The sequence below is a fragment of the Acinetobacter sp. UNC436CL71CviS28 genome (genome assembly GCF_000620525.1).
GTDB classification, from domain to species: Bacteria; Pseudomonadota; Gammaproteobacteria; order Pseudomonadales; family Moraxellaceae; genus Acinetobacter; species Acinetobacter radioresistens.
The window spans coordinates 15471-34569 of sequence record NZ_JIBB01000032.1 but is presented as its reverse complement, the minus strand read 5'-3'; the positions used below and the strand labels follow the sequence as shown (position 1 = coordinate 34569).

Sequence of the window (19099 nt, the reverse complement as noted above, 5' to 3'; positions counted from 1 at the left end):
TCGACCTTGTCGGACTCGGAGCCGTCATCCATACGGGCAAAGCCGACAGACTCAGGGGCACCGGCCACATAGAGCGGGCCTTCGATGGTACGGGGAGTGCCGCCAGTGATACCGGCCTTGGCATCTGCCTCATCGGCACGCAGGTCGAGGTAGTGTTCAAGACCGAGCCCGGCAGCGAGCAGGCCGAGTTCATTGGCCTGACCTGCATCAGTCAGGTATTCGAGGCCTTTCCAGACTTCAGAGGGCTGGATGTCGAGGTCTTCGATGGCCTGGAACAGATCCCCGAGCAGGCGGACGATGATCTGCTGAATGCGCTCATCGACCGGGCCTTTAGCGGTATCGACATTCATTTGTTTTACGAGCGCATCAATTTGTTGACGGTTCATACTATCACTCCTTAAGTATGTATAAGACGCTAACGGGGCTGGCGACAAGCGAGAAAGGTTCCCTGATGTGCTGGCCATCACTCGCTGGCCTCGTTCCGTCTGTTGTTATTATCCTTCGTTTAAAGGAAAGTACGGATGCAACTGTAGAACTGCATCTTTTTTACTGCATCAACTTTATGAATCGTTTTCACGTACAGAAGACGGATGGCGATTCAGAGCCATGATCTCAATATTCATATAAGGGTAAAGCGGTAGACCCTGCAAAATGTTGTGCAGTTCTTCATTGTTTTCCACATCGAAAATACTGATGTTGGAATACTGGCCGGTAATACGCCAGATATGACGCCACTTACCCTGGCGTTGCAGCTCTTGGGAGTAAGCTTTTTCAACAGCCTTAATTTCGTTCGCTTTCTCGCTTGGCATATCTAGTGGAATATGCACATCCATACGCACATGAAATAACATGTTAAAACTCCTTATCCGCTTGCCTTAACGACGTAATTGTTCAATCTTGTTTTCATCCACTTCAATTCCTAGACCTGGTGCATTGGGCACAACCAGTTCAAAGTTCTCGTATTGCAGTGGTGTTGTTAAAATTTCCTGGGTCAGAAGAAGTGGGCCAAAGAGTTCTGTGCCGAATGCCAAATTTTCAAAGGTAGAAAAGGCATGAGCAGAGGCAATGGTACCAACGGGGCCTTCAAGCATAGTGCCACCGTACAGGTCGATTCCTGCAAGACAGGCAATCTTGGCCACGTCACAAGCTTCAATTAGTCCACCAGACTGTTCGACTTTGACTGCGAATACATCGGCGCCATGCTTTTGTGCAATACGGAAAGCACTGTCCGGCCCGGTTAAGGCTTCATCAGCCATAATTGCTACTTCGAAACGCTGGGTCAGACGGGCAAGAGCATCGGTATTCTGGATGGCGCAAGGCTGTTCAATCAGGTCAATTCCACCATCCTGTAGCTGCTGGATTCCGCGAATACATTCCAGTTCTGTCCAGGCACGGTTGATATCTACACGAATACTGACCTCAGGCCCCAGAGCTTTCTTGATGGCAATAACGTGGTCAACATCTTCCTGTAATGGACGTGCGCCAATTTTCAGTTTGAAAGTATTATGGCGCTTCAGCTCAATCATTTTTTTAGCTTCGGCAATATCTTTATCTGTATCACCAGAAGCCAGTGTCCAGAGTACTGGCAAACGGTCACGTAAACGACCGCCCAGAATTTCACTTAATGGTAGGCCCAGACGTTTGGCCTGTATGTCCAGCAGTGCAGTCTGAATTGCACATTTGGCAAAACGGTTACCATTAATGGTCTTGCGGATCAGTTTTGAGATCTGTGCAATATTCTGGTTCTGAACGGAGGAGAGCAGAGGCGCGAAGTAAGTGTCAATGTTGGCTTTAACACTTTCTGGGCTTTCTTCACCATAGCTGAGTCCACCAATAGTAGTGGCTTCACCCCAACCTACAGTTCCATCTGTTGCAGTAATTTTCACCAGAACCAGGGTCTGAGTCTGCATGGTTGCCACAGAAAGTTTATGTGGACGTATGGTCGGAATATCGACGAGTAATGTTTCTACAGATTTATACATTATTGAAAATCTATGCTGACTTATCTCTTGTGCATACCTTAAAAGAATGATTAAAATGTGTCTAAGACTGAATTTGCATTTTAATATATCTTAAAGGTATGGAAGACTCATGGAACTGAGACATTTACGCTATTTTGTGGCAGTGGTAGAAGAACAGAGTTTTACCAAGGCTGCAGAAAAACTATTTATTGCCCAGCCTCCACTGAGCCGGCAAATACAAAACCTTGAAAGTGAACTGGGTATCCAGTTATTTGAACGGGGCAGCCGGCCATTACAGACTACCCCAGCCGGTCAATTTTTTTATCAGCATGCCGTTAAACTTTTGTCGAATGCTGAAGAAGTTAAATCCATGACCAAGCGTATAGGTCTGGTTGAGCGCAGTATTACCATGGGGTTTGTAGGCTCACTTTTATTCGGTTTATTACCGCGAATTATTTATTTATATCGTCAGCAGCATCCCCATTTAAATATTCAACTGGTAGAGATGAGCACCAGAGACCAGATTCAGGCACTAAAAGAAGGCCGGATTGATGTCGGCTTTGGACGGCTGAGAATCAGTGATCCGGCGGTTCACCGGATTTTACTGCGTGAAGAACGTTTAATGGTGGCTGCACATTCAAGCCATCCGATTGCACAGCATATTGAAGGTATATATCTGGCAGATATTGTTGATGAAGACCTGTTTTGCTATCCAAACACGGCTAAACCTAATTTTTCTACACAGATCACCACGCTATTTTCTGAGCATGGTCTGGAGCCTAGAAATATTAAGGAAGTTCGTGAAATTCAGCTAGCTTTAGGACTGGTTGCTGCGGGTGAGGGCATTTGTATTATTCCTGAGAGTGCCAATACCATCCGTTTTCCACATTTAAATTATGTGCCTTTACTGGATGAGGCAGCAAAAAGCCCGATTTTTCTGACTATTCGAAATATGGACGAAACGGAAAACATCCGGTCACTCTTCGACTGTATCTATCAGGTTTACGATCTGGAAGCGATCAAATATGACCGTGCCTTATTTTAATTCTAAAAACCAAACAGGTTAAGGAACCTGAGCCAATAAAAATTGTCGCAGCTCATGAGTGAATTTAACCGGTTCACTTAAAAGCGGCGTATGACCCGAATGCTCAAAATAAACGGGGTGAGCATTTTTCAGGCTTTTAGCAATGATCGTTTGTCCTTCTGCTGCATATAGGCTGGAATTCTGCCCAATAAAAAAAGTGACTGGACATTCAAGTTGTGATAGTGCTTCGCGATAATCTTCAGTATGGTACAAATAACTTTCCAGATACCAGCGCAGGTAGTCCAGTCGTTGAAGAGGTAACAGATATTTTTGCAGTTTCGGTTTTTTAAGTGCGGTCTGAAACAGCAGGGAAGAAAATCTGCTATTCCCCTGTAAAGATACAAACCTGTACCAAAGCTGAAGCAGTTCAGTACGTGTATGTGTTTCCAGCTGACTGGTGCTGTGTATATCGGATTGCCCAGAGAGAGTGTCAAGCAGCTGGCGCAATAACAGCTTACATTCTGTATGCTTTTCACCCAGCAGGCCATATTTCCAGTTCTCATCTGCCAGAATTTTTGGCGTCTGGTCAATATGTAAATAGGCCTTTAACTTGTTGCCCAGGTTTGCATAGTGCATACCATGCATCGCTGTAGTGGCGCCCATTGAATAGGCAATCAAAATAAAATTATCCAGCTGCAACTGGTTAATCAGTCTGGAAACATCCTGCCAGTGACTGGAAATTGCATCTAAGGATTGAGGAATGGCGCAGTTTCGAGAACTCCCAAAACCGCGCCAGTCTGGAATAATAAACTCAAAGTGGTTCAGGCTGCGTGCAATAAAAGGTAACCATTGCCAGCTTTGCATTCCAAGACCAGATAATACCAGTACAGGCTGACCGCGACCAATCCGGCGCACATACAGGTTTTCTCCATCAGGCATGCGGTAAAGTGGCATGATTAACTCCTCAGTGCTAGAACTTTTCCAATGCAGGAATAACTTCTTCAAGCCATTTGATCCAGTGAATTTCCAGATCAATACCCAGCTGCAAAATCATTTTATGAATATATAAAGTACGGTCAGTGGTCGCACTTCCAGCAAAGTCCTTCGCATAAATATTCTGGTAGAGTTTTAGATTATTCTGGTGTAATTCCAGATGTCGCTGCAATTCGGGTAGTACAATATTTCCACCCAACTGGGCTTCTGCACGCAGACGTACCATCAACTCTTCCCGTAACTGGGCGGGCGGACTTTGTTCCATCATCCATTTGGCCAGTTCAATACGGCCTGCCTGTTCAACCTGATAGGTTTTCTTTCTACTTTGGCTGGGTGCTTCTTCAACTGTAGAAATCCAGCCCTTTTTCAGCATACCGCTTAGTTCACGGTAAATCTGCTGGTGTGTTGCATTCCAGAAAAAGCCCATAGAACGGTCAAAACGGCGTGCCAGTTCAAACCCGGTACTCGGTCTTTCCAGTAAACTGGTCAATAATACATGGGCAAGAGACATCGGTGAATTCCGCAACTTTAAAAATGACGCTTCAGACATTATGCAACATGTTGCATAAAAAAAGAATATCTATTATAAGTTATGCAATAAGTTGCATAAGCTAGCAAAGATAGCGAGCCAAGGAGAAAAAATGTCGTACTATCCACACTTACTTGCCCCTTTAGACCTCGGGTTTACTACATTAAAAAACCGTGTATTGATGGGTTCAATGCACGTGGGCCTAGAAGAAGCTCCACAAGGATACGAGCGGATGGCAGCATTTTATGCCGAACGTGCGCGTGGTGAGGTAGGGCTGATTGTGACTGGCGGTATTGCACCTAATGATGCAGGTGTAACCTTTGCTGGCGGTTCTAAACTTGACTCTATTGCTGAAGCAGAAAAGCACAAGATTATTACTCAGGCTGTTCATGATGCTGGCGGTAAGATAGCCATGCAGATTTTACATACCGGACGTTATTCCTATCAGGCTGATCCGGTTGCACCTTCTGCGATTCAGGCCCCGATTAATCCGAGTAAGCCCAAAGAATTAAGCTCGGCTGAAGTCTGGCAAACTGTCAGTGACTTTGTAAATTGTGCACAGATGGCACAATATGCCGGTTATGACGGTGTGGAAATCATGGGCTCAGAAGGCTATCTGATCAATGAATTTATTGCTGCCCGCACCAACCATCGTGATGATGAATGGGGCGGAAGTTATGAGCAGCGTATCCGTTTTCCGATTGAAATCGTCAAGCGTACCCGTGAAGCAGTCGGAGAGAATTTTATTATTATTTACCGTCTATCGATGCTGGACCTGGTAGAAGGCGGTTCTACACTGGACGAAGTTGTTTATCTGGCTAAAGAAATTGAAAAAGCTGGCGCGACAATTATTAATACTGGTATCGGCTGGCATGAGGCACGTATTCCAACTATCGCCACTAAGGTTCCACGTGCTGCATTTACCTGGGTGACTGAAAAGTTGAAAGGTGAAGTGAAGCTGCCACTGATCACATCTAACCGTATTAATACCCCGGAAATGGCAGAATATGTCCTGTCTTCCGGACAGGCAGATATGATTTCGATGGCACGTCCAATGCTGGCCGATGCCGAGTTTGTTTTAAAAGCCCGTGAAGGCCGCAGTGACGAGATTAATACCTGTATTGCGTGTAATCAGGCATGTCTTGACCATATTTTCTCAATGAAAATTGCATCCTGTCTGGTTAATCCGCGCGCATGCCATGAAACTGAACTGATTTTTAAAGAATCTGGATCACCGAAACAGATTGCTGTGATAGGTGCAGGGCCGGCAGGTTTAAGTTTTGCAATTTATGCAGCCAGCCGTGGTCATCAGGTCAAGATTTTTGAAAGCAGTAACCAGATTGGTGGACAATTCAATATTGCCAAGACTATTCCGGGCAAGGAAGAGTTTTATGAAACTATTCGCTACTTTCAGCGCCAGATTGAATTACAGCCAAATATCCAGCTACATTTGAATCATTTGGCGACTTATGAAGAGCTAAGCCAGGCCAATTTTGATGATATTGTGATTGCAACAGGTGTAACACCACGCCACTTGGAAATTGAAGGTGCGAATCATCCTAAAGCGTTAAGCTATCTGGAAGTGCTTAAAGAGCGCCTGCCTGTTGGAAAGCGCGTTGCAATTATCGGAGCAGGCGGTATTGGTTTTGATACAGCAGAGTACCTTACACATGAAGGGGAAAGTGCCAGCTTGAATCCTGAAAAATTTTATGATGAGTGGGGGATCGATACGACCTATCATCATACGGGAGGCTTGAAACAGCCTAAAATTGAACCTTCACTGCGTGAAGTCTACCTGTTACAGCGCAAGCAAAAGGCTGTAGGTGCAAATCTGGGTAAAACCACGGGCTGGATACATCGCACTGGCCTAAAACATAAACATGTGCAAATGATGTCTGGTGTAAATTATGAAAAGATTGATGATCAGGGTTTGCATATTACGGTGGACAGCAAACCCATGCTACTGGAAGTGGATAACGTTGTAATCTGCGCCGGACAGGAATCTTATACTGCCATGTTCGAACAGCTGCAAGCTGACGGAAAACGTGTGCATCTAATAGGAGGCGCAAGAGAAGCGGGTGAGCTAGATGCTAAACGCGCCATCCGTCAGGGCGCTGAACTGGCAGCCATTATTTAGGTTTTTATATAGGGCAGGCGGCCTGTTAATGCTGTCTGTCCACTTTCAACTTTAAAACAATAAATAGTTAAAGAGATAAAACTGATGACCCTGACCACTACTCAACAAGCCATACAGGCTTGGCACCAAATGCTTTGCAGCCGTGATATGACTGTTCTGGACGAACTTTTAGATGAACAGGTGATTTTTCGGTCACCTGTTGCATTCAACCCGTATGAAGGTAAAACAGTCGTTCGTTTTATATTAACTAATGTCATTGAAATATTTGAGGAATTTACTTATCACCGAGAATTCTACACAGAAGATAGTCACAATGTAGTGTTAGAGTTTTCTGCTCATGTCGGAGAAAAACAGTTAAAAGGAATCGATATGATCCGTTTTAATGAGCAGGGCAAAATTATTGATTTTGAAGTCATGATCCGGCCAAAAAGTGGTCTCGAAGCGTTAGCTGCACAAATGGGACAGCGCATGGCAGCATTTATGCCTCCCGCCCATTAAGCTTACTTAAAATTCATTCTTCATACTTTAGAAATATACCGAGAGTTAAATCAAATGATGGTAAAAAAGCTGACTGCCCTGACACGAGAACTATTGGATCAGGTTACAGGCGCTGAACAGCCTAAACTCTACTTTGACCCGAATGGTAAAGTCCAGCAGGTACTGGAGCACTTGCCACAGCTTAAGGAAAAGTATCGGCCAACACCGTGGTTAGCGAACCAGCATGCACACTTGCTATATTTTGACCTGTTCAAAAAAAGACGTATTAAGCTCAAGTATGACAGAATTGAGCCATTAACCATGCAGGATGGTGGGACTACCGGTATTGCCTGGTATGGCGAACAACTTCCGGCTGATGTACCCACTATTGTATTAATGCATACGATTACCGGCTCACCACAAAGTATGAGCGAGCTGGTACGTGATTTACATCACTATACAGGCTGGCGTATTGCGCTATGTTTGCGCCGTGGCCATGCCAAATTGCCAATGACTGTACCGAAAATCTGTCTGTTTGGTTCAACTGATGACCTGCGTGAACAGCTCATTCATATACAGAGCAAATTTCCTGAATCTGTATTGTATGGCGTAGGCTCTTCTGCAGGAACTGGCCTGTTGGTACGCTATCTGGGAGAGGAAGGTCATCATACCCCATTTAAGGCCGCCTTCGCCTTTTGTCCGGGCTATAATACCGAAATTGGTTTTCAGAAGGTGCACCCGTTTTATAGTAAGGCCATGACAAAGAAACTGTTTAAATCATTTATTCATCCTTATCAGGAAGCCTGGAAAAATACAGGGTCATTGCCGAAAGTACTTGCTGTTAAAAGTCTGGCTGACTTTCAGAGCTGTTATTTTGAACTGGCAGGTTATAAAGACTTTGAAAGTTATAATCAGGCAACCAATCCTGTTTGTGTCATGGACAATATCCAGATTCCTCTAATGATTTTAAATGCTGAAGATGATCCGGTTTGCCATATTGATAATTTTGAGCCATATAAAGAAATGATTATGCAGATGCCAAATATTATGGTGATTACAACCCGTAAAGGTAGCCACTGCGGATTTTATGAAGGCATTATCCGTACACGTTCATGGGCGGCACGTTTAATGGCAGACTATCTGATTGCACAACATAAACTGGCTTCAGTAAACTAAGAATAGTCTGCTTAAAACAGATAACATGATAAAAACCTGAAATAGCTGGCCTCTTCCATAACCATAAAACAGAAGGGGCTTTAAAATATAGGAACATAAAAGAGATAAAATATCATGTCTGAACCGATTCATTACCTGATAAATGAACCTGTTAGTACGCAGCAGTATATTGACCTTTTACAGAAAACTTCATTAGGTCCAAGACGGCCCATCCAGAATGCAGACCTGATCACAGGCATGCTACAGCATTCAAATCTGGTCATCTCAGCATGGTATAAACAAGAATTAGTAGGTATAGCAAGATCGGTTACAGATTTTTATTTTTGCTGTTATCTCGCTGATCTGGCAGTGACAGTAAGATTTCAAAAAGAGGGTATTGGAAAAAAAGCTCATTGAAATAACAGAACAGCAATTACAACCGGAATGTACATTGACTTTACTTGCAGCTCCACAGGCTGTTACTTACTACCCCAAAATTGGTTTTTCTCAGCATCCTAGTGCTTGGGTGAAAAAGCCATCTATTTAAATCAAAGTCTTCAACTCATCATTTCATTAATAAAAAACCCGGTATATTTACCGGGTTTTTACTGTTCTGACTGAACAGAAGAACGGATTGTTTAGTTTTCAAGAGCAGGTGAGGCAGCCGCAATAGCAGCTGCAACAGCATCATCTTCGCTCTGTGAATCTGAACTGGATTTCTGCTGGCTGGCGGTACTGTCTGCTTTTGGTGCTGGAGCTGGCTTAGGCTCTGGCTTTTGTGGCTCAGGTTTAGGCTCGGGTCTCGGTTCAACTGGTGCAGGTTCACGATATTCGCGGCGAATTTCGGTTGTGGTATTTGGCGTTTCTTCACGAACAATTTCAACTGTCTCGGGAATTTCAGGTTCAGCTTCAACCGGTTCTAGAGGTTCAATTTGTGCAGGTGCTACAGATTGTTGTTCAACTACTTCAACCTGTTCTTGCTCCTCTTCCTTTGGCGCTTCTTTTTTTACACACGCGGTGAGGAACAAACCTGTTGCGATCGCACCACAAATCAAAAGTTTCTTATTCATAATTGCATAAATCAGGACTTAAAAGAGACCAAGCTATTATAACAGTAAAAGCTGTCAGAAAAATCATGCACATTACGCCTAATTTTTTATCGAAAATGCTGATAGAATAACCAGTTGTTTATTGTTCTATGAATTGATGCGGAATGACTTTGCTTTATAGGTGCCGAGTAAAGTAAAATTGCGCAACATTGCAGGCCGAATTCGGCTCGATTGTACGAGAAACTCAATGACCCATTTTATTTTCGTGACTGGTGGTGTGGTTTCATCACTAGGTAAAGGTATTTCAGCAGCTTCAGTAGCAGCACTTTTAGAGGCTCGTGGTTTAAAAGTCACCATGGTCAAAATGGATCCATACATCAATGTCGATCCAGGCACTATGAGCCCATTCCAGCATGGTGAAGTTTTTGTTACAGAGGATGGGGCTGAAACTGACCTTGATCTGGGCTATTACGAGCGTTTCCTGCGTCGTGCAAAAATGACCAAACTGAATAACTTCACTTCAGGACGTGTTTATCAGGATGTTCTAAATAAAGAACGCCGTGGTGACTACCTGGGTGGTACGGTTCAGGTAATTCCGCATATTACTGACAATATTAAAGAACGTGTACTCCGTGCAGGTGAAGGTTATGACGTAGCAATTGTTGAGATTGGCGGTACGGTGGGTGATATCGAATCACTACCATTTATGGAGTCAGTGCGTCAATTAATGGTCGAGCTTGGTCATAAGCGTACCATGCTCATGCATCTGACACTGCTGCCTTATATTAAGTCTGCAGCAGAGCTTAAAACCAAACCGACCCAGCATTCTGTAAAAGAATTGCTGTCTATCGGCATTCAGCCCGATATTCTGATCTGTCGTACCGAACATGATGTAGATGCTGACACCAAACGTAAAATTGCACTCTTCACTAACGTTGAAGCACGTGCAGTTGTAGTGTGCAAAGATGCACGTTCTATCTATCAGATTCCACGTAACTTCTATGAACAGAATGTAGATGACCTGATCTGTGAACGTTTCGGTTATAACGATCTTCCAGAAGCAGACCTGACTGACTGGGATAACGTAGTTGAAGCTTTACTGAATCCGGAATTTACTGTTCGTGTTGCCATGGTTGGTAAATATGTTGAACTTCCAGATGCTTATAAATCTGTGAATGAAGCATTACTTCATGCGGGTATCCAAAATCGCGTTAAAGTACAGATTGACTATGTAGATGCTGAAAAGCTTGAAGCTGAAGATGTGAATGAAGTGCTTGCCACCGCTGATGCCATTTTAGTTCCGGGCGGTTTTGGTGAGCGTGGTACTGAAGGAAAAATGAAAGCCATTCAGTATGCCCGTGAAAACCAGATTCCATTCTTCGGTATCTGCTTGGGTATGCAGCTTGCAGTGATCGAGTTTGCGCGTCACGTTGCCAATATTGCTGATGCAACTTCTACAGAATTTAACCGTTCAACTAAAGCCCCGCTTATTGGCCTGATTACTGAATGGTTAGATGAACGTGGTGAACTTCAGCAGCGTAGTCTTGAATCTGATCTTGGTGGCACCATGCGTTTAGGTGCTCAAAAGTCTGAACTGGTTGCAGGAACTAAAATCCGTGATATTTATGCTGCAGCTGAAATTAGCGAGCGTCATCGTCATCGCTATGAAGTGAACGATCACTTTATTGCTCAGATTGAAGCGGCGGGTATGAAAATCTCAGGCTATTCTGCACTACAGCATTTAGTAGAAACTGTTGAAATCCCTGAGCATCCTTGGTTTATTGCAGTACAATTCCATCCGGAATTTACAAGTTCACCACGTGATGGTCATCCATTATTTGCTAGCTTTATCGGGGCTGCGAAACAGCAGTATCAGAAGCGTAAATAAGACTGTTCAGGAAATAAACCAGGAAGTTTAAATGGCACTACTAAAACCACAAGAAATTGTACGTTTAGGCGATATACAAATGGCAAATCATTTGCCGTTTGTATTATTCGGCGGTATGAATGTACTTGAATCCAAAGATCTTGCTTTCGAAATTGCCGAAACCTATGTCGATATCTGTAAACGTCTGGATATCCCATATGTCTTTAAAGCCAGTTTTGATAAGGCGAATCGTTCAAGCCTGAATTCTTTTCGTGGACCGGGCCTGGAAAAAGGGATCGAGTGGTTAGGTGACATTAAAAAACACTTTAATGTTCCGATCATCACTGATGTGCATGAGCCGTATCAGGCGGCTCCTGTTGCAGAAGTTGCCGACATTATCCAGCTGCCGGCTTTCCTGAGCCGTCAGACGGATCTAGTTGAAGCTATGGCAAAAACCCAAGCTATTATCAACATTAAAAAAGCCCAGTTTCTTGCACCCCATGAGATGCGTCATATTCTGCATAAATGTCTGGAAGCCGGCAATGACAAACTGATCTTGTGCGAACGTGGTTCAGCTTTTGGTTATAACAACCTTGTGGTTGATATGCTGGGCTTCGACATTATGAAAGAAATGAATGTTCCAGTATTTTTTGATGTAACCCATGCCTTGCAAACGCCAGGGGGCCGTGCCGATTCTGCGGGCGGCCGTCGTGCCCAGATTGCCACATTGGCACGTGCTGGTATGGCTACAGGACTTGCGGGTTTATTCCTGGAAGCACATCCTGACCCGGAACTGGCCAAATGTGATGGGCCATGTGCGTTGCGTCTGAACCAGCTAGAGCCATTTTTAGCACAATTAAAAGAATTGGATACTTTGGTTAAAGGATTCAAAAAATTAGATACCCATTGATGCTGCTGCTTGCATCTTGTTATTCATTCAACTGAGGAATTGTTCATGAGCCAAATCGTTGACATCCGTGCACGTGAAATTTTGGACTCTCGTGGTAACCCAACCATCGAAGCTGATGTAATCTTGGAATCCGGCGTAGTTGGCCGTGCATGTGCACCATCTGGTGCTTCAACTGGTTCTCGTGAAGCTTTAGAACTGCGTGATGGCGATAAAGCACGCTATTTGGGCAAAGGCGTTCAAACTGCGGTTAATAATGTTAATACTTTAATCCGTGATGCTTTATTGGGTAAATCAGTATTCGAACAAAAAGACATTGATAATACAATGATCGCTTTAGATGGTACTGAAAATAAAGAAAAACTAGGTGCTAACGCAACTCTGGCTGTATCTTTAGCCGCTGCCCGTGCTGCTGCTGATGAAAAGAAAATTCCTCTTTTCCAATACATTGCAGACCTGCGTGGCCAGAAAACTTTGACTATGCCTGTTCCAATGATGAATATCTTAAATGGTGGCGCTCATGCAGATAACACTGTTGATATTCAGGAATTCATGATTGAACCTGTGGGCTTTACCTCATTTGCTGAGAGCCTGCGTGCTGGTGCAGAAATTTTTCATTCTTTAAAATCAGTTTTAAAGAAACAAGGCTTAAATACTGCAGTAGGTGATGAAGGTGGTTTTGCACCAAACCTTCGTTCAAATGAAGAAGCAATCACTGTAATTCTTTCAGCAATTGAGCAAACTGGCTATAAAGCTGGTTCTGATATTATGCTGGCGCTGGACTGTGCATCTTCAGAATTCTATAAAGATGGTCAATATATCCTTGCAGGTGAGGGCAATAAGGCATTCACCAGCAACCAGTTTGCTGACTATCTTGCAGGTCTGGTAAATCAGTATCCAATTATCTCGATTGAAGATGGCCTGGACGAGTCTGACTGGGAAGGCTGGTCTTACCTGACTTCTATTCTTGGTGACAAGATTCAGTTAGTAGGTGATGACCTGTTTGTAACCAATCCGAAGATACTACAGCGTGGTATTAATGGGAAGGTTGCTAACTCTATCCTTATCAAATATAACCAGATCGGTACTTTGACCGAAACACTCGACGCAATCTATCTTGCTAAAGCAAATGGTTACTCGACTGTAATTTCTCACCGTTCAGGGGAAACTGAAGATTCTACTATTGCAGATCTTGCCGTAGGTACAGCAGCGGGCCAGATTAAAACCGGTTCACTTTGCCGTTCTGACCGCGTAGCAAAATATAATCAATTACTACGTATTGAAGAAATTACTAAAGCAGTTTACCGTGGTAAAGCTGAATTTAAAGGATTGAACTAACTTTTCATGGCTTTTATGAAAGAAGTTTTCGGTTCAATTTCGAGCAAAGTATTGCTAGCACTGGCAATCATTATGATTGTCGTGCTGCAGTACCGCTTCTGGTTTGGTGAGGGGGGCTATTTCCCTCATCAGACTCTGACTCAGCAAATCCAACAACAAGCTGATATTAATCAAGAATTAAAAGAGCGAAATCGCATTTTAGCAGCGGAAGTGTATGACCTCAAACATGGTATTGAAGCCATTGAGGAACATGCACGTTTAGACCTCGGTCTGATCAAGCCCCATGAAACTTTTGTACAGATGAGTACAATCAGTACTCAATATAAACCCATTTATATTGATCCTAATGCCAAGGTTGATTTAAGAACCAATGAGTCAGAACCAGATCCTGTTACCGAAATACCCTAAACTCTGGGCGGTAATTCCTGCTGCTGGCTCAGGCAGCCGTTTTTCTAAACATGAACTTAAACAATACCAGTTAATTGGGCAGCAAACTGTACTCGAACACACGGTTAGTCGGTTAAATCAGCTAGATTTAGCCGGATATGTACTTGCAGTTAGTGCACATGATGATGTTGCTCGAACTTTACCTTTAGTAAAGGCTGAGAAAGCTCACTTTTGTCTGGGTGGGCAAGAAAGGGTGCATTCGGTACTCAATGCTCTCCATTATCTAAGTAATATTGCTGATGAAGATGATCTGATACTGGTACATGATGCAGCGCGTCCCTGTGTCCAGTTCAGCAGCTTGCAAAATCTGGTTGAGAACGCTATCAAACAGAACTGTAGCGCTATTCTTGCTATAGCTGTACGGGATACTTTAAAACTGGTATCTGATAAACAGCAAATTACCAGAACAGTAAGCCGTGAATGCTTATGGCAAGCCCAGACTCCACAGCTTGCCAGACTAGGATTGCTTAAAGCTGCGATTGAAAAAGCATTGGCCGACCAGATCACAATTACTGATGAAGCCAGTGCAATTGAACATGCCGGATATCCTGTTCAAGTAGTAATGGGGCGTTCGGACAATATAAAAATTACTTATCCGGATGATCTTGAGCTGGCCAAGCTGATTATTGAATCTCAAAATACAGCTTCTTCTTAGTATTATTATATTTATATTCAATGGATTAATTTTTATTCTTAAATTTTGATACTACAGCTGAATATTTCATAAGCTTACCCATTGTTTAAAAAAAGGCACAATTCATTACCTGTAGATGGTTCTACCTTTTCTGCATTCCTGAAATACTTAAAAGGCTCATAAATAGTGAATGAGGTGGAAAGTGCCAATACAACAAGATGAAACAATGACTAATCCGGTTTATTCACAGGCCTCTGCTTCAATTCGGGCCTGTACTGAATGTATTATCGCTTGTCAAACCTGTGCAGCAGAATGCTTGCAGGAAGAAATGGTAGGCATGATGCGTGAATGTATCCGTCGCTGTTTAGATTGTGTGGAGCTATGCCGTCTTTGTATCAGCTATGAAATCAGAGGCTCGGCACTTTTAGACAATGTGATGGCGCTATGTGCTCAGGCATGTGAACGTTGTGCTGAAGAATGTGGTTCACATGAAGATCAGCATTGCCAGCATTGTGCTAAGGCCTGCGAGCAGTGTGCAGAAATCTGTCGCGCTTCAGAAATGCCTATTGATTAATAAGTTTTAGAAATATAAAGTCCGGTCTCAGTAGTCCGGGCTTTTTTATTTAAGTATTAATCTGAAATTACAAAGTTTAGTCGTATAAACGGTAAATACCGTTGAATCGCTCACAACCTTTCTGCTGTGAACTTACTGTAAGCAAGGCTTTCTGAAAGTTAAAATTATATTTACAATCATGTTCATTATCGATAATTTCCTGCTTGTTCTCGGGAGTGGTGTAAGCGAGAAAAGCAATGTTTTGGGTCTCTTTACGATTATTCGGGTTGCGGTATGCAATTCCCTCAATCTTGATTCTGTCTTTAGAGAGTTGGTGTACCTGTAAATGTACAGGCTGTTTCGCAATTAAGCCATTTTCATATTTTAAATAATGCTGGGTTAAACTCTGATTCATTGAAGTATAAATGTCCAGATCATCCATACGCAGTTCGAACTGCTGTTTAAAACAGTCATTACTTTTACACTGTTGCATACGATTTAGCCAAGTCAGATGTGTGTCTTGAAGTAAACGGACCGGAGCATCAGTAATCAGGTAGGCTGTAAGATATTTATTATTTAGCATTTGACGTTCGGAGTCGAACTTATCTGAGCAAATACGCTTTAAAGCAGGCGCAGTAATATCAGATGTACACTGTAACGCTTGAGCTACGGCCATTGATGACCATAAACAGGTCGCTACAAATAATGATCCTATTATTTTAATGTGAGGAAACTCGGTATTCAATAACATGATCGCTTATACTTTTGCTATAGAGTTTGCTTACGTAATATAGCGAAATCACAAGCTAAAATACAACTGATCTAAGATTTATTTATAAGGAAACAGTCATGTTAAGACCGCAGTTCCGTATCGGCCAAGGCATTGATGTGCATGCATTTGAAGAGGGTGAATTTGTTCATCTGGCAGGTGTCAGGATTCCACATACTCATGGTTTAAAAGCTCATTCAGATGGCGATGTAGTTTTACATGCATTAGCTGATGCTCTACTGGGGGCACTGGCACTAGGAGATATTGGACAGCATTTTCCGGATACTGACGATGAATTCAAAGGTGCGGATAGCCGGATATTACTCAAGCATGTATATGATTTAATTTTAAAGGAAGGTTATATGCTGGGTAATGCTGATATTACCGTAGCCTGTGAGCGCCCGAAACTGGCCAAATATAATCTTGAAATGCGGCAGAGCATTGCTGAGGTACTCAATGCAGATATTTCACAAATTAGTGTAAAAGCTACAACTACTGAGAAGCTGGGATTTACTGGCCGTCAGGAAGGCATTTTGGCGACTGCTACAGTTTTACTTTTACTTTACTCAAACTGACGAACCTGCATTAGTGACTGTTCCAGTTCGCGTGTTGCTTTGCGGCCTTGAAGTTGTAAGGCAACCGCATGAATTAATCCGGTCCAGGTATCATCGGGTTCCCAGATTCTGTGCAAATACTCTTGTGCTGTAGGCATATCTATATTCATAAAGTATTGTCGATATAAGTACATGAGCACACTACATTGCCGGTTATCAGCACAGTGCAGCCACACTATCTGCTCACAGACCAAGTGATTAATCAGCTCTAGAACCAGAATAGCCTGATTGGCTGAAGGGCGTTCATTATCTAAAGGAATGTGAATATAGTTGAGGTCAAGGTCCAGGCACAACTGATCTTCATTTCTAAGTGCCATTTCAGCTTTACTAGAGGCAAGATTAATAATGGTCGAGCAACCATAAGCCTTGATTTGTTCGAGATTTTCTGCAGTCAACTGACCTGAGCAAAACAGGCGCTCATGAACATAATCAAAATATGGGATCTGGCTTAAAGCATATTCTAGTTCATTCATATGGTACAAATCCTATATAAAAAACGCCATCATGATGATGGCGTCTCAATGTTTAACGATTTGGTAAAACGTCTTTTAATGCTTCATGCATGGCAAGTAAGGTCTTTTCGGTAGTTTCCCAGTCTATACAGCCGTCTGTGACTGACTTGCCATATTCAAGGTCATCCAGTTTCGCAGGAATATCTTGGCGGCCACCCTTGAGATGACTCTCGACCATAACACCGACAATTGACTTGTTCCCATCAATAATTTGCTCAGTCACATTTTTTAAAACCAACGGTTGCAAATACGGATCTTTGTTCGAGTTGGCATGACTGGCATCAATCATAATCTTGTTACTAACCTTGGCTTTAGCTAAAGTCATTTCCGCATCAGCCACAGCACCAGCATCATAGTTCGGCTTGCCATTACCACCTCGCAGTACTACATGTGCATAAGCATTACCTGCAGTACGGATAATAGAAACCTGGCCATTCTCATTCAGGCCCAGAAAGCTATGCCCATGTTTAACTGACTGCATGGCATTGGTAGCTACTGTCAGGCCGCCGTCAGTACCATTTTTAAAACCTACAGGTGAAGACAAGCCGGAAGACATTTCACGATGGGTCTGGCTTTCTGTAGTACGTGCACCGATAGCAGACCACGAAATCAGGTCTTGATAGTATTGTGGCGAGTTCGGATCAAGGGCCTCTGTTGCACAAGGTAAACCTTTTTCATTAAGTTCAAGTAACAGCTGGCGGCCAATACGAAGACCCTTTTCAATATTAAAGGAGTCATCCATGTCCGGGTCATTAATCAGACCTTTCCAGCCTACAGTAGTACGTGGTTTCTCAAAATAAACACGCATAACGATATAAAGAGTATCCTGAACTTTTTCACTCAAGACTTTTAAGCGGTCAGCATATTCATGTGCAGCTACCGTATCATGAATTGAACAAGGCCCAATCACGACAAACAGGCGTTTATCAATACCATCTAAAATATTACGTATAGTTTCACGGCCTTTCATGACGGTTTGATAAGCCGTTTCACTTAAAGGAAGTTCTTCTTTCAGTGTTGCAGGAGTTACAAGTGGTTGAATGCTTTTCACATTTACATCACTGATATCTGAAGGGGATACTGTTTTAGACTGTAGTGTATTCATTGCCGTCACTGGTGATTGTTCATACAGAAGTGGTTATAGTTACTTGAATATAACATGATTTAAGTGATGAATTGCTATACAAAAACTCTGTTAAAGCCTGAAAAAGCAATTCATTTTACGAATTAATTATATCTTGTGTGTTTTTTCAACAGTACTAATGACTGCGCTTTCTGAAGTAGTTACTGGTTTGGCTTTAACCGGATGCAACATAAAGTTGATACCTAAAGCAAACAGGGTAATTCCCAGAATCTTGCGAATAATACGTTCAGGTAACCGTGAGCTGATTAATGTACCAACGATAATGGCTGGAATGGAACCGACCAGTAACCACATTAATAGAGTGAAATCGACATTTCCCGAACTCATGTGGCCTAAGCCTGCAACCAGTGTTAGCAATACTGCATGAACTACATCGGAACCAATAATCCGGATCATTGGCAAATTAGGGAACATAAGAATCAATGCCATAATGCCAAAAGCGCCAGCACCTACCGAAGAGAGGGTAACAAATATACCCAGTACGATACCCATAAATAAAATATAAAAGCGGCGGCGCGGATTAGCAAACAGCGCTTGTTCCTGACCAGAAACTTCAGGTTTACGAAAACGGCTAAAGAATTTTTCAATCTGCGCACGGAAAATAATTGAAATACCAGTCAGAGTCAGCATAAACCCTAAAACTGTGGTAAGGACAGCTTTATAGTGAGTGGACTGGCTCAGATAGTGCTCAAGCACCCAATGGGTCGCAAAAGATGCTGGAATACTCCCCAATGCCAGCCAGAGAACTATGGGCCAGACAATATTTAATTTTCTGGCATGGACCAGTGAGCCGCAGAATTTTGAAATTGCTGCGTAGAGCAAATCGGTACCAATCGCAATATGGGGTTCGATCCTGAACAAGCTGATTAAAATAGGTGTCATTAATGAACCACCACCTACACCTGTAATACCTACACAAAAACCAACCAGTACACCAGCCAAAATGAATTCTAGAGGACCAACCATTAACTCATGCCAATATAATAAAA

The 19099-nt window shown here is 42.9% G+C and carries 22 protein-coding genes; 12 read left to right on the top strand and 10 right to left on the bottom strand.

Annotated elements, in window-relative coordinates; genetic code table 11:
• The 3 genes from N518_RS0111840 to N518_RS0111830 all read right to left on the bottom strand — a co-directional run.
• Window positions 1–386, bottom strand: a 386-nt coding sequence (locus N518_RS0111840; RefSeq protein ID WP_026444303.1) for a dioxygenase, incomplete at its 3' end; no start/stop codon positions are given.
• A 174-nt stretch (window positions 387–560) separates the two neighbouring features.
• Entirely contained in the window at window positions 561–851 is a 291-nt protein-coding gene (gene catC / locus N518_RS0111835; protein ID WP_005020051.1) for a muconolactone Delta-isomerase, read from the bottom strand.
• Between the two features lie 24 nt (window positions 852–875).
• Window positions 876–1982, bottom strand: a complete 1107-nt coding sequence (locus N518_RS0111830) for a muconate/chloromuconate family cycloisomerase (RefSeq protein WP_005406456.1) — start codon at window positions 1980–1982, stop codon at window positions 876–878.
• Window positions 1983–2091: 109 nt separating this feature from the next.
• Between N518_RS0111830 and N518_RS0111825 the strand changes: the two genes are divergently transcribed.
• Window positions 2092–3006 carry a LysR family transcriptional regulator gene (locus N518_RS0111825; RefSeq protein ID WP_005026169.1) on the top strand — a complete coding sequence of 305 codons (915 nt, stop codon included), beginning with the start codon at window positions 2092–2094 and terminating at the stop codon, window positions 3004–3006.
• A gap of 18 nt (window positions 3007–3024) precedes the next feature.
• Here N518_RS0111825 and N518_RS0111820 read toward each other — a convergent pair whose 3' ends face one another.
• Window positions 3025–3939 (bottom strand): alpha/beta fold hydrolase, encoded by a 915-nt coding sequence (locus N518_RS0111820; RefSeq protein WP_026444302.1) that lies wholly within the window; start codon window positions 3937–3939, stop codon window positions 3025–3027.
• A 16-nt stretch (window positions 3940–3955) separates the two neighbouring features.
• Entirely contained in the window at window positions 3956–4489 is a 534-nt protein-coding gene (locus N518_RS0111815) for a PadR family transcriptional regulator (protein ID WP_005026163.1), read from the bottom strand.
• A 130-nt stretch (window positions 4490–4619) separates the two neighbouring features.
• On the opposite strand from N518_RS0111815, the gene N518_RS0111810 reads away from it, so the two are divergent.
• The 4 genes from N518_RS0111810 to N518_RS16310 all read left to right on the top strand — a co-directional run bounded on the left by N518_RS0111810 (window position 4620) and on the right by N518_RS16310 (window position 8693).
• Window positions 4620–6644 (top strand): NADPH-dependent 2,4-dienoyl-CoA reductase, encoded by a 2025-nt coding sequence (locus N518_RS0111810; RefSeq protein ID WP_026444301.1) that lies wholly within the window; start codon window positions 4620–4622, stop codon window positions 6642–6644.
• Between the two features lie 84 nt (window positions 6645–6728).
• The gene (locus N518_RS0111805; protein WP_005026153.1) at window positions 6729–7142 is read left to right on the top strand and encodes a nuclear transport factor 2 family protein; all 414 of its coding nucleotides are present in this window, start codon (window positions 6729–6731) and stop codon (window positions 7140–7142) included.
• Between the two features lie 54 nt (window positions 7143–7196).
• Window positions 7197–8297, top strand: a complete 1101-nt coding sequence (locus tag N518_RS0111800) for a YheT family hydrolase (protein WP_005026151.1) — start codon at window positions 7197–7199, stop codon at window positions 8295–8297.
• Between the two features lie 114 nt (window positions 8298–8411).
• A complete protein-coding gene (locus tag N518_RS16310; RefSeq protein WP_005026150.1) occupies window positions 8412–8693 on the top strand; it encodes a GNAT family N-acetyltransferase in 282 nt (93 codons plus the stop codon).
• A 221-nt stretch (window positions 8694–8914) separates the two neighbouring features.
• Here N518_RS16310 and N518_RS0111790 read toward each other — a convergent pair whose 3' ends face one another.
• Window positions 8915–9346 carry a hypothetical protein gene (locus tag N518_RS0111790; protein WP_005026148.1) on the bottom strand — a complete coding sequence of 144 codons (432 nt, stop codon included), beginning with the start codon at window positions 9344–9346 and terminating at the stop codon, window positions 8915–8917.
• Window positions 9347–9572: 226 nt separating this feature from the next.
• On the opposite strand from N518_RS0111790, the gene N518_RS0111785 reads away from it, so the two are divergent.
• The 6 genes from N518_RS0111785 (at window position 9573) to N518_RS0111760 (ending at window position 15092) form a co-directional block, all read left to right on the top strand.
• Window positions 9573–11213: a CTP synthase gene (locus tag N518_RS0111785; RefSeq protein WP_005020067.1), complete on the top strand. Its 1641-nt coding sequence runs from the start codon at window positions 9573–9575 to the stop codon at window positions 11211–11213.
• 31 nt (window positions 11214–11244) lie between these two features.
• Entirely contained in the window at window positions 11245–12102 is an 858-nt protein-coding gene (gene kdsA / locus N518_RS0111780; RefSeq protein ID WP_005026144.1) for a 3-deoxy-8-phosphooctulonate synthase, read from the top strand.
• Between the two features lie 45 nt (window positions 12103–12147).
• Window positions 12148–13437, top strand: coding sequence for a phosphopyruvate hydratase (gene eno / locus N518_RS0111775; protein WP_005026142.1), 1290 nt, complete (start codon window positions 12148–12150; stop codon window positions 13435–13437).
• A 15-nt stretch (window positions 13438–13452) separates the two neighbouring features.
• Window positions 13453–13845 (top strand): cell division protein FtsB, encoded by a 393-nt coding sequence (ftsB, locus tag N518_RS0111770; protein ID WP_026055477.1) that lies wholly within the window; start codon window positions 13453–13455, stop codon window positions 13843–13845.
• Window positions 13808–14539 (top strand): 2-C-methyl-D-erythritol 4-phosphate cytidylyltransferase, encoded by a 732-nt coding sequence (gene ispD, locus N518_RS0111765; protein ID WP_005026136.1) that lies wholly within the window; start codon window positions 13808–13810, stop codon window positions 14537–14539. The genes ftsB and ispD overlap by 38 nt, the downstream gene beginning before the upstream one ends.
• A 205-nt stretch (window positions 14540–14744) precedes the next feature.
• Window positions 14745–15092, top strand: coding sequence for a four-helix bundle copper-binding protein (locus N518_RS0111760; protein WP_005406264.1), 348 nt, complete (start codon window positions 14745–14747; stop codon window positions 15090–15092).
• Between the two features lie 76 nt (window positions 15093–15168).
• On the opposite strand, the gene N518_RS0111755 is transcribed toward N518_RS0111760, so the two are convergent.
• Window positions 15169–15822, bottom strand: coding sequence for a hypothetical protein (locus N518_RS0111755; RefSeq protein ID WP_005026130.1), 654 nt, complete (start codon window positions 15820–15822; stop codon window positions 15169–15171).
• Between the two features lie 98 nt (window positions 15823–15920).
• Between N518_RS0111755 and ispF the strand changes: the two genes are divergently transcribed.
• Window positions 15921–16415, top strand: a complete 495-nt coding sequence (gene ispF, locus N518_RS0111750) for a 2-C-methyl-D-erythritol 2,4-cyclodiphosphate synthase (RefSeq protein WP_005026129.1) — start codon at window positions 15921–15923, stop codon at window positions 16413–16415.
• Here the strand turns inward: ispF and N518_RS0111745 are convergent.
• The 3 genes from N518_RS0111745 to N518_RS0111735 form a co-directional block, all read right to left on the bottom strand.
• Entirely contained in the window at window positions 16403–16927 is a 525-nt protein-coding gene (locus N518_RS0111745; protein WP_005026128.1) for a hypothetical protein, read from the bottom strand. The genes ispF and N518_RS0111745 overlap by 13 nt on opposite strands.
• Before the next feature lie 52 nt (window positions 16928–16979).
• Complete coding sequence (locus N518_RS0111740; protein ID WP_005020086.1) at window positions 16980–18071, bottom strand: 3-deoxy-7-phosphoheptulonate synthase; 1092 nt, start codon at window positions 18069–18071, stop codon at window positions 16980–16982.
• A 126-nt stretch (window positions 18072–18197) separates the two neighbouring features.
• Entirely contained in the window at window positions 18198–19076 is an 879-nt protein-coding gene (locus N518_RS0111735; protein ID WP_005026125.1) for a sulfite exporter TauE/SafE family protein, read from the bottom strand.
• Window positions 19077–19099: the final 23 nt, after the last annotated feature.

Coding starts and splice junctions, on each gene's coding strand:
- catC (WP_005020051.1), bottom strand. CDS start 851: ATGTTATTTCATGTGCGTATGGATGTGCATATTCCACTAGATATGCCA.
- N518_RS0111830 (WP_005406456.1), bottom strand. CDS start 1,982: ATGTATAAATCTGTAGAAACATTACTCGTCGATATTCCGACCATACGT.
- N518_RS0111825 (WP_005026169.1), top strand. CDS start 2,092: ATGGAACTGAGACATTTACGCTATTTTGTGGCAGTGGTAGAAGAACAG.
- N518_RS0111820 (WP_026444302.1), bottom strand. CDS start 3,939: ATGCCACTTTACCGCATGCCTGATGGAGAAAACCTGTATGTGCGCCGG.
- N518_RS0111815 (WP_005026163.1), bottom strand. CDS start 4,489: ATGTCTCTTGCCCATGTATTATTGACCAGTTTACTGGAAAGACCGAGT.
- N518_RS0111810 (WP_026444301.1), top strand. CDS start 4,620: ATGTCGTACTATCCACACTTACTTGCCCCTTTAGACCTCGGGTTTACT.
- N518_RS0111805 (WP_005026153.1), top strand. CDS start 6,729: ATGACCCTGACCACTACTCAACAAGCCATACAGGCTTGGCACCAAATG.
- N518_RS0111800 (WP_005026151.1), top strand. CDS start 7,197: ATGATGGTAAAAAAGCTGACTGCCCTGACACGAGAACTATTGGATCAG.
- N518_RS16310 (WP_005026150.1), top strand. CDS start 8,412: ATGTCTGAACCGATTCATTACCTGATAAATGAACCTGTTAGTACGCAG.
- N518_RS0111790 (WP_005026148.1), bottom strand. CDS start 9,346: ATGAATAAGAAACTTTTGATTTGTGGTGCGATCGCAACAGGTTTGTTC.
- N518_RS0111785 (WP_005020067.1), top strand. CDS start 9,573: ATGACCCATTTTATTTTCGTGACTGGTGGTGTGGTTTCATCACTAGGT.
- kdsA (WP_005026144.1), top strand. CDS start 11,245: ATGGCACTACTAAAACCACAAGAAATTGTACGTTTAGGCGATATACAA.
- eno (WP_005026142.1), top strand. CDS start 12,148: ATGAGCCAAATCGTTGACATCCGTGCACGTGAAATTTTGGACTCTCGT.
- ftsB (WP_026055477.1), top strand. CDS start 13,453: ATGAAAGAAGTTTTCGGTTCAATTTCGAGCAAAGTATTGCTAGCACTG.
- ispD (WP_005026136.1), top strand. CDS start 13,808: ATGAGTCAGAACCAGATCCTGTTACCGAAATACCCTAAACTCTGGGCG.
- N518_RS0111760 (WP_005406264.1), top strand. CDS start 14,745: ATGACTAATCCGGTTTATTCACAGGCCTCTGCTTCAATTCGGGCCTGT.
- N518_RS0111755 (WP_005026130.1), bottom strand. CDS start 15,822: ATGTTATTGAATACCGAGTTTCCTCACATTAAAATAATAGGATCATTA.
- ispF (WP_005026129.1), top strand. CDS start 15,921: ATGTTAAGACCGCAGTTCCGTATCGGCCAAGGCATTGATGTGCATGCA.
- N518_RS0111745 (WP_005026128.1), bottom strand. CDS start 16,927: ATGAATGAACTAGAATATGCTTTAAGCCAGATCCCATATTTTGATTAT.
- N518_RS0111740 (WP_005020086.1), bottom strand. CDS start 18,071: ATGAATACACTACAGTCTAAAACAGTATCCCCTTCAGATATCAGTGAT.
- N518_RS0111735 (WP_005026125.1), bottom strand. CDS start 19,076: ATGGTTGGTCCTCTAGAATTCATTTTGGCTGGTGTACTGGTTGGTTTT.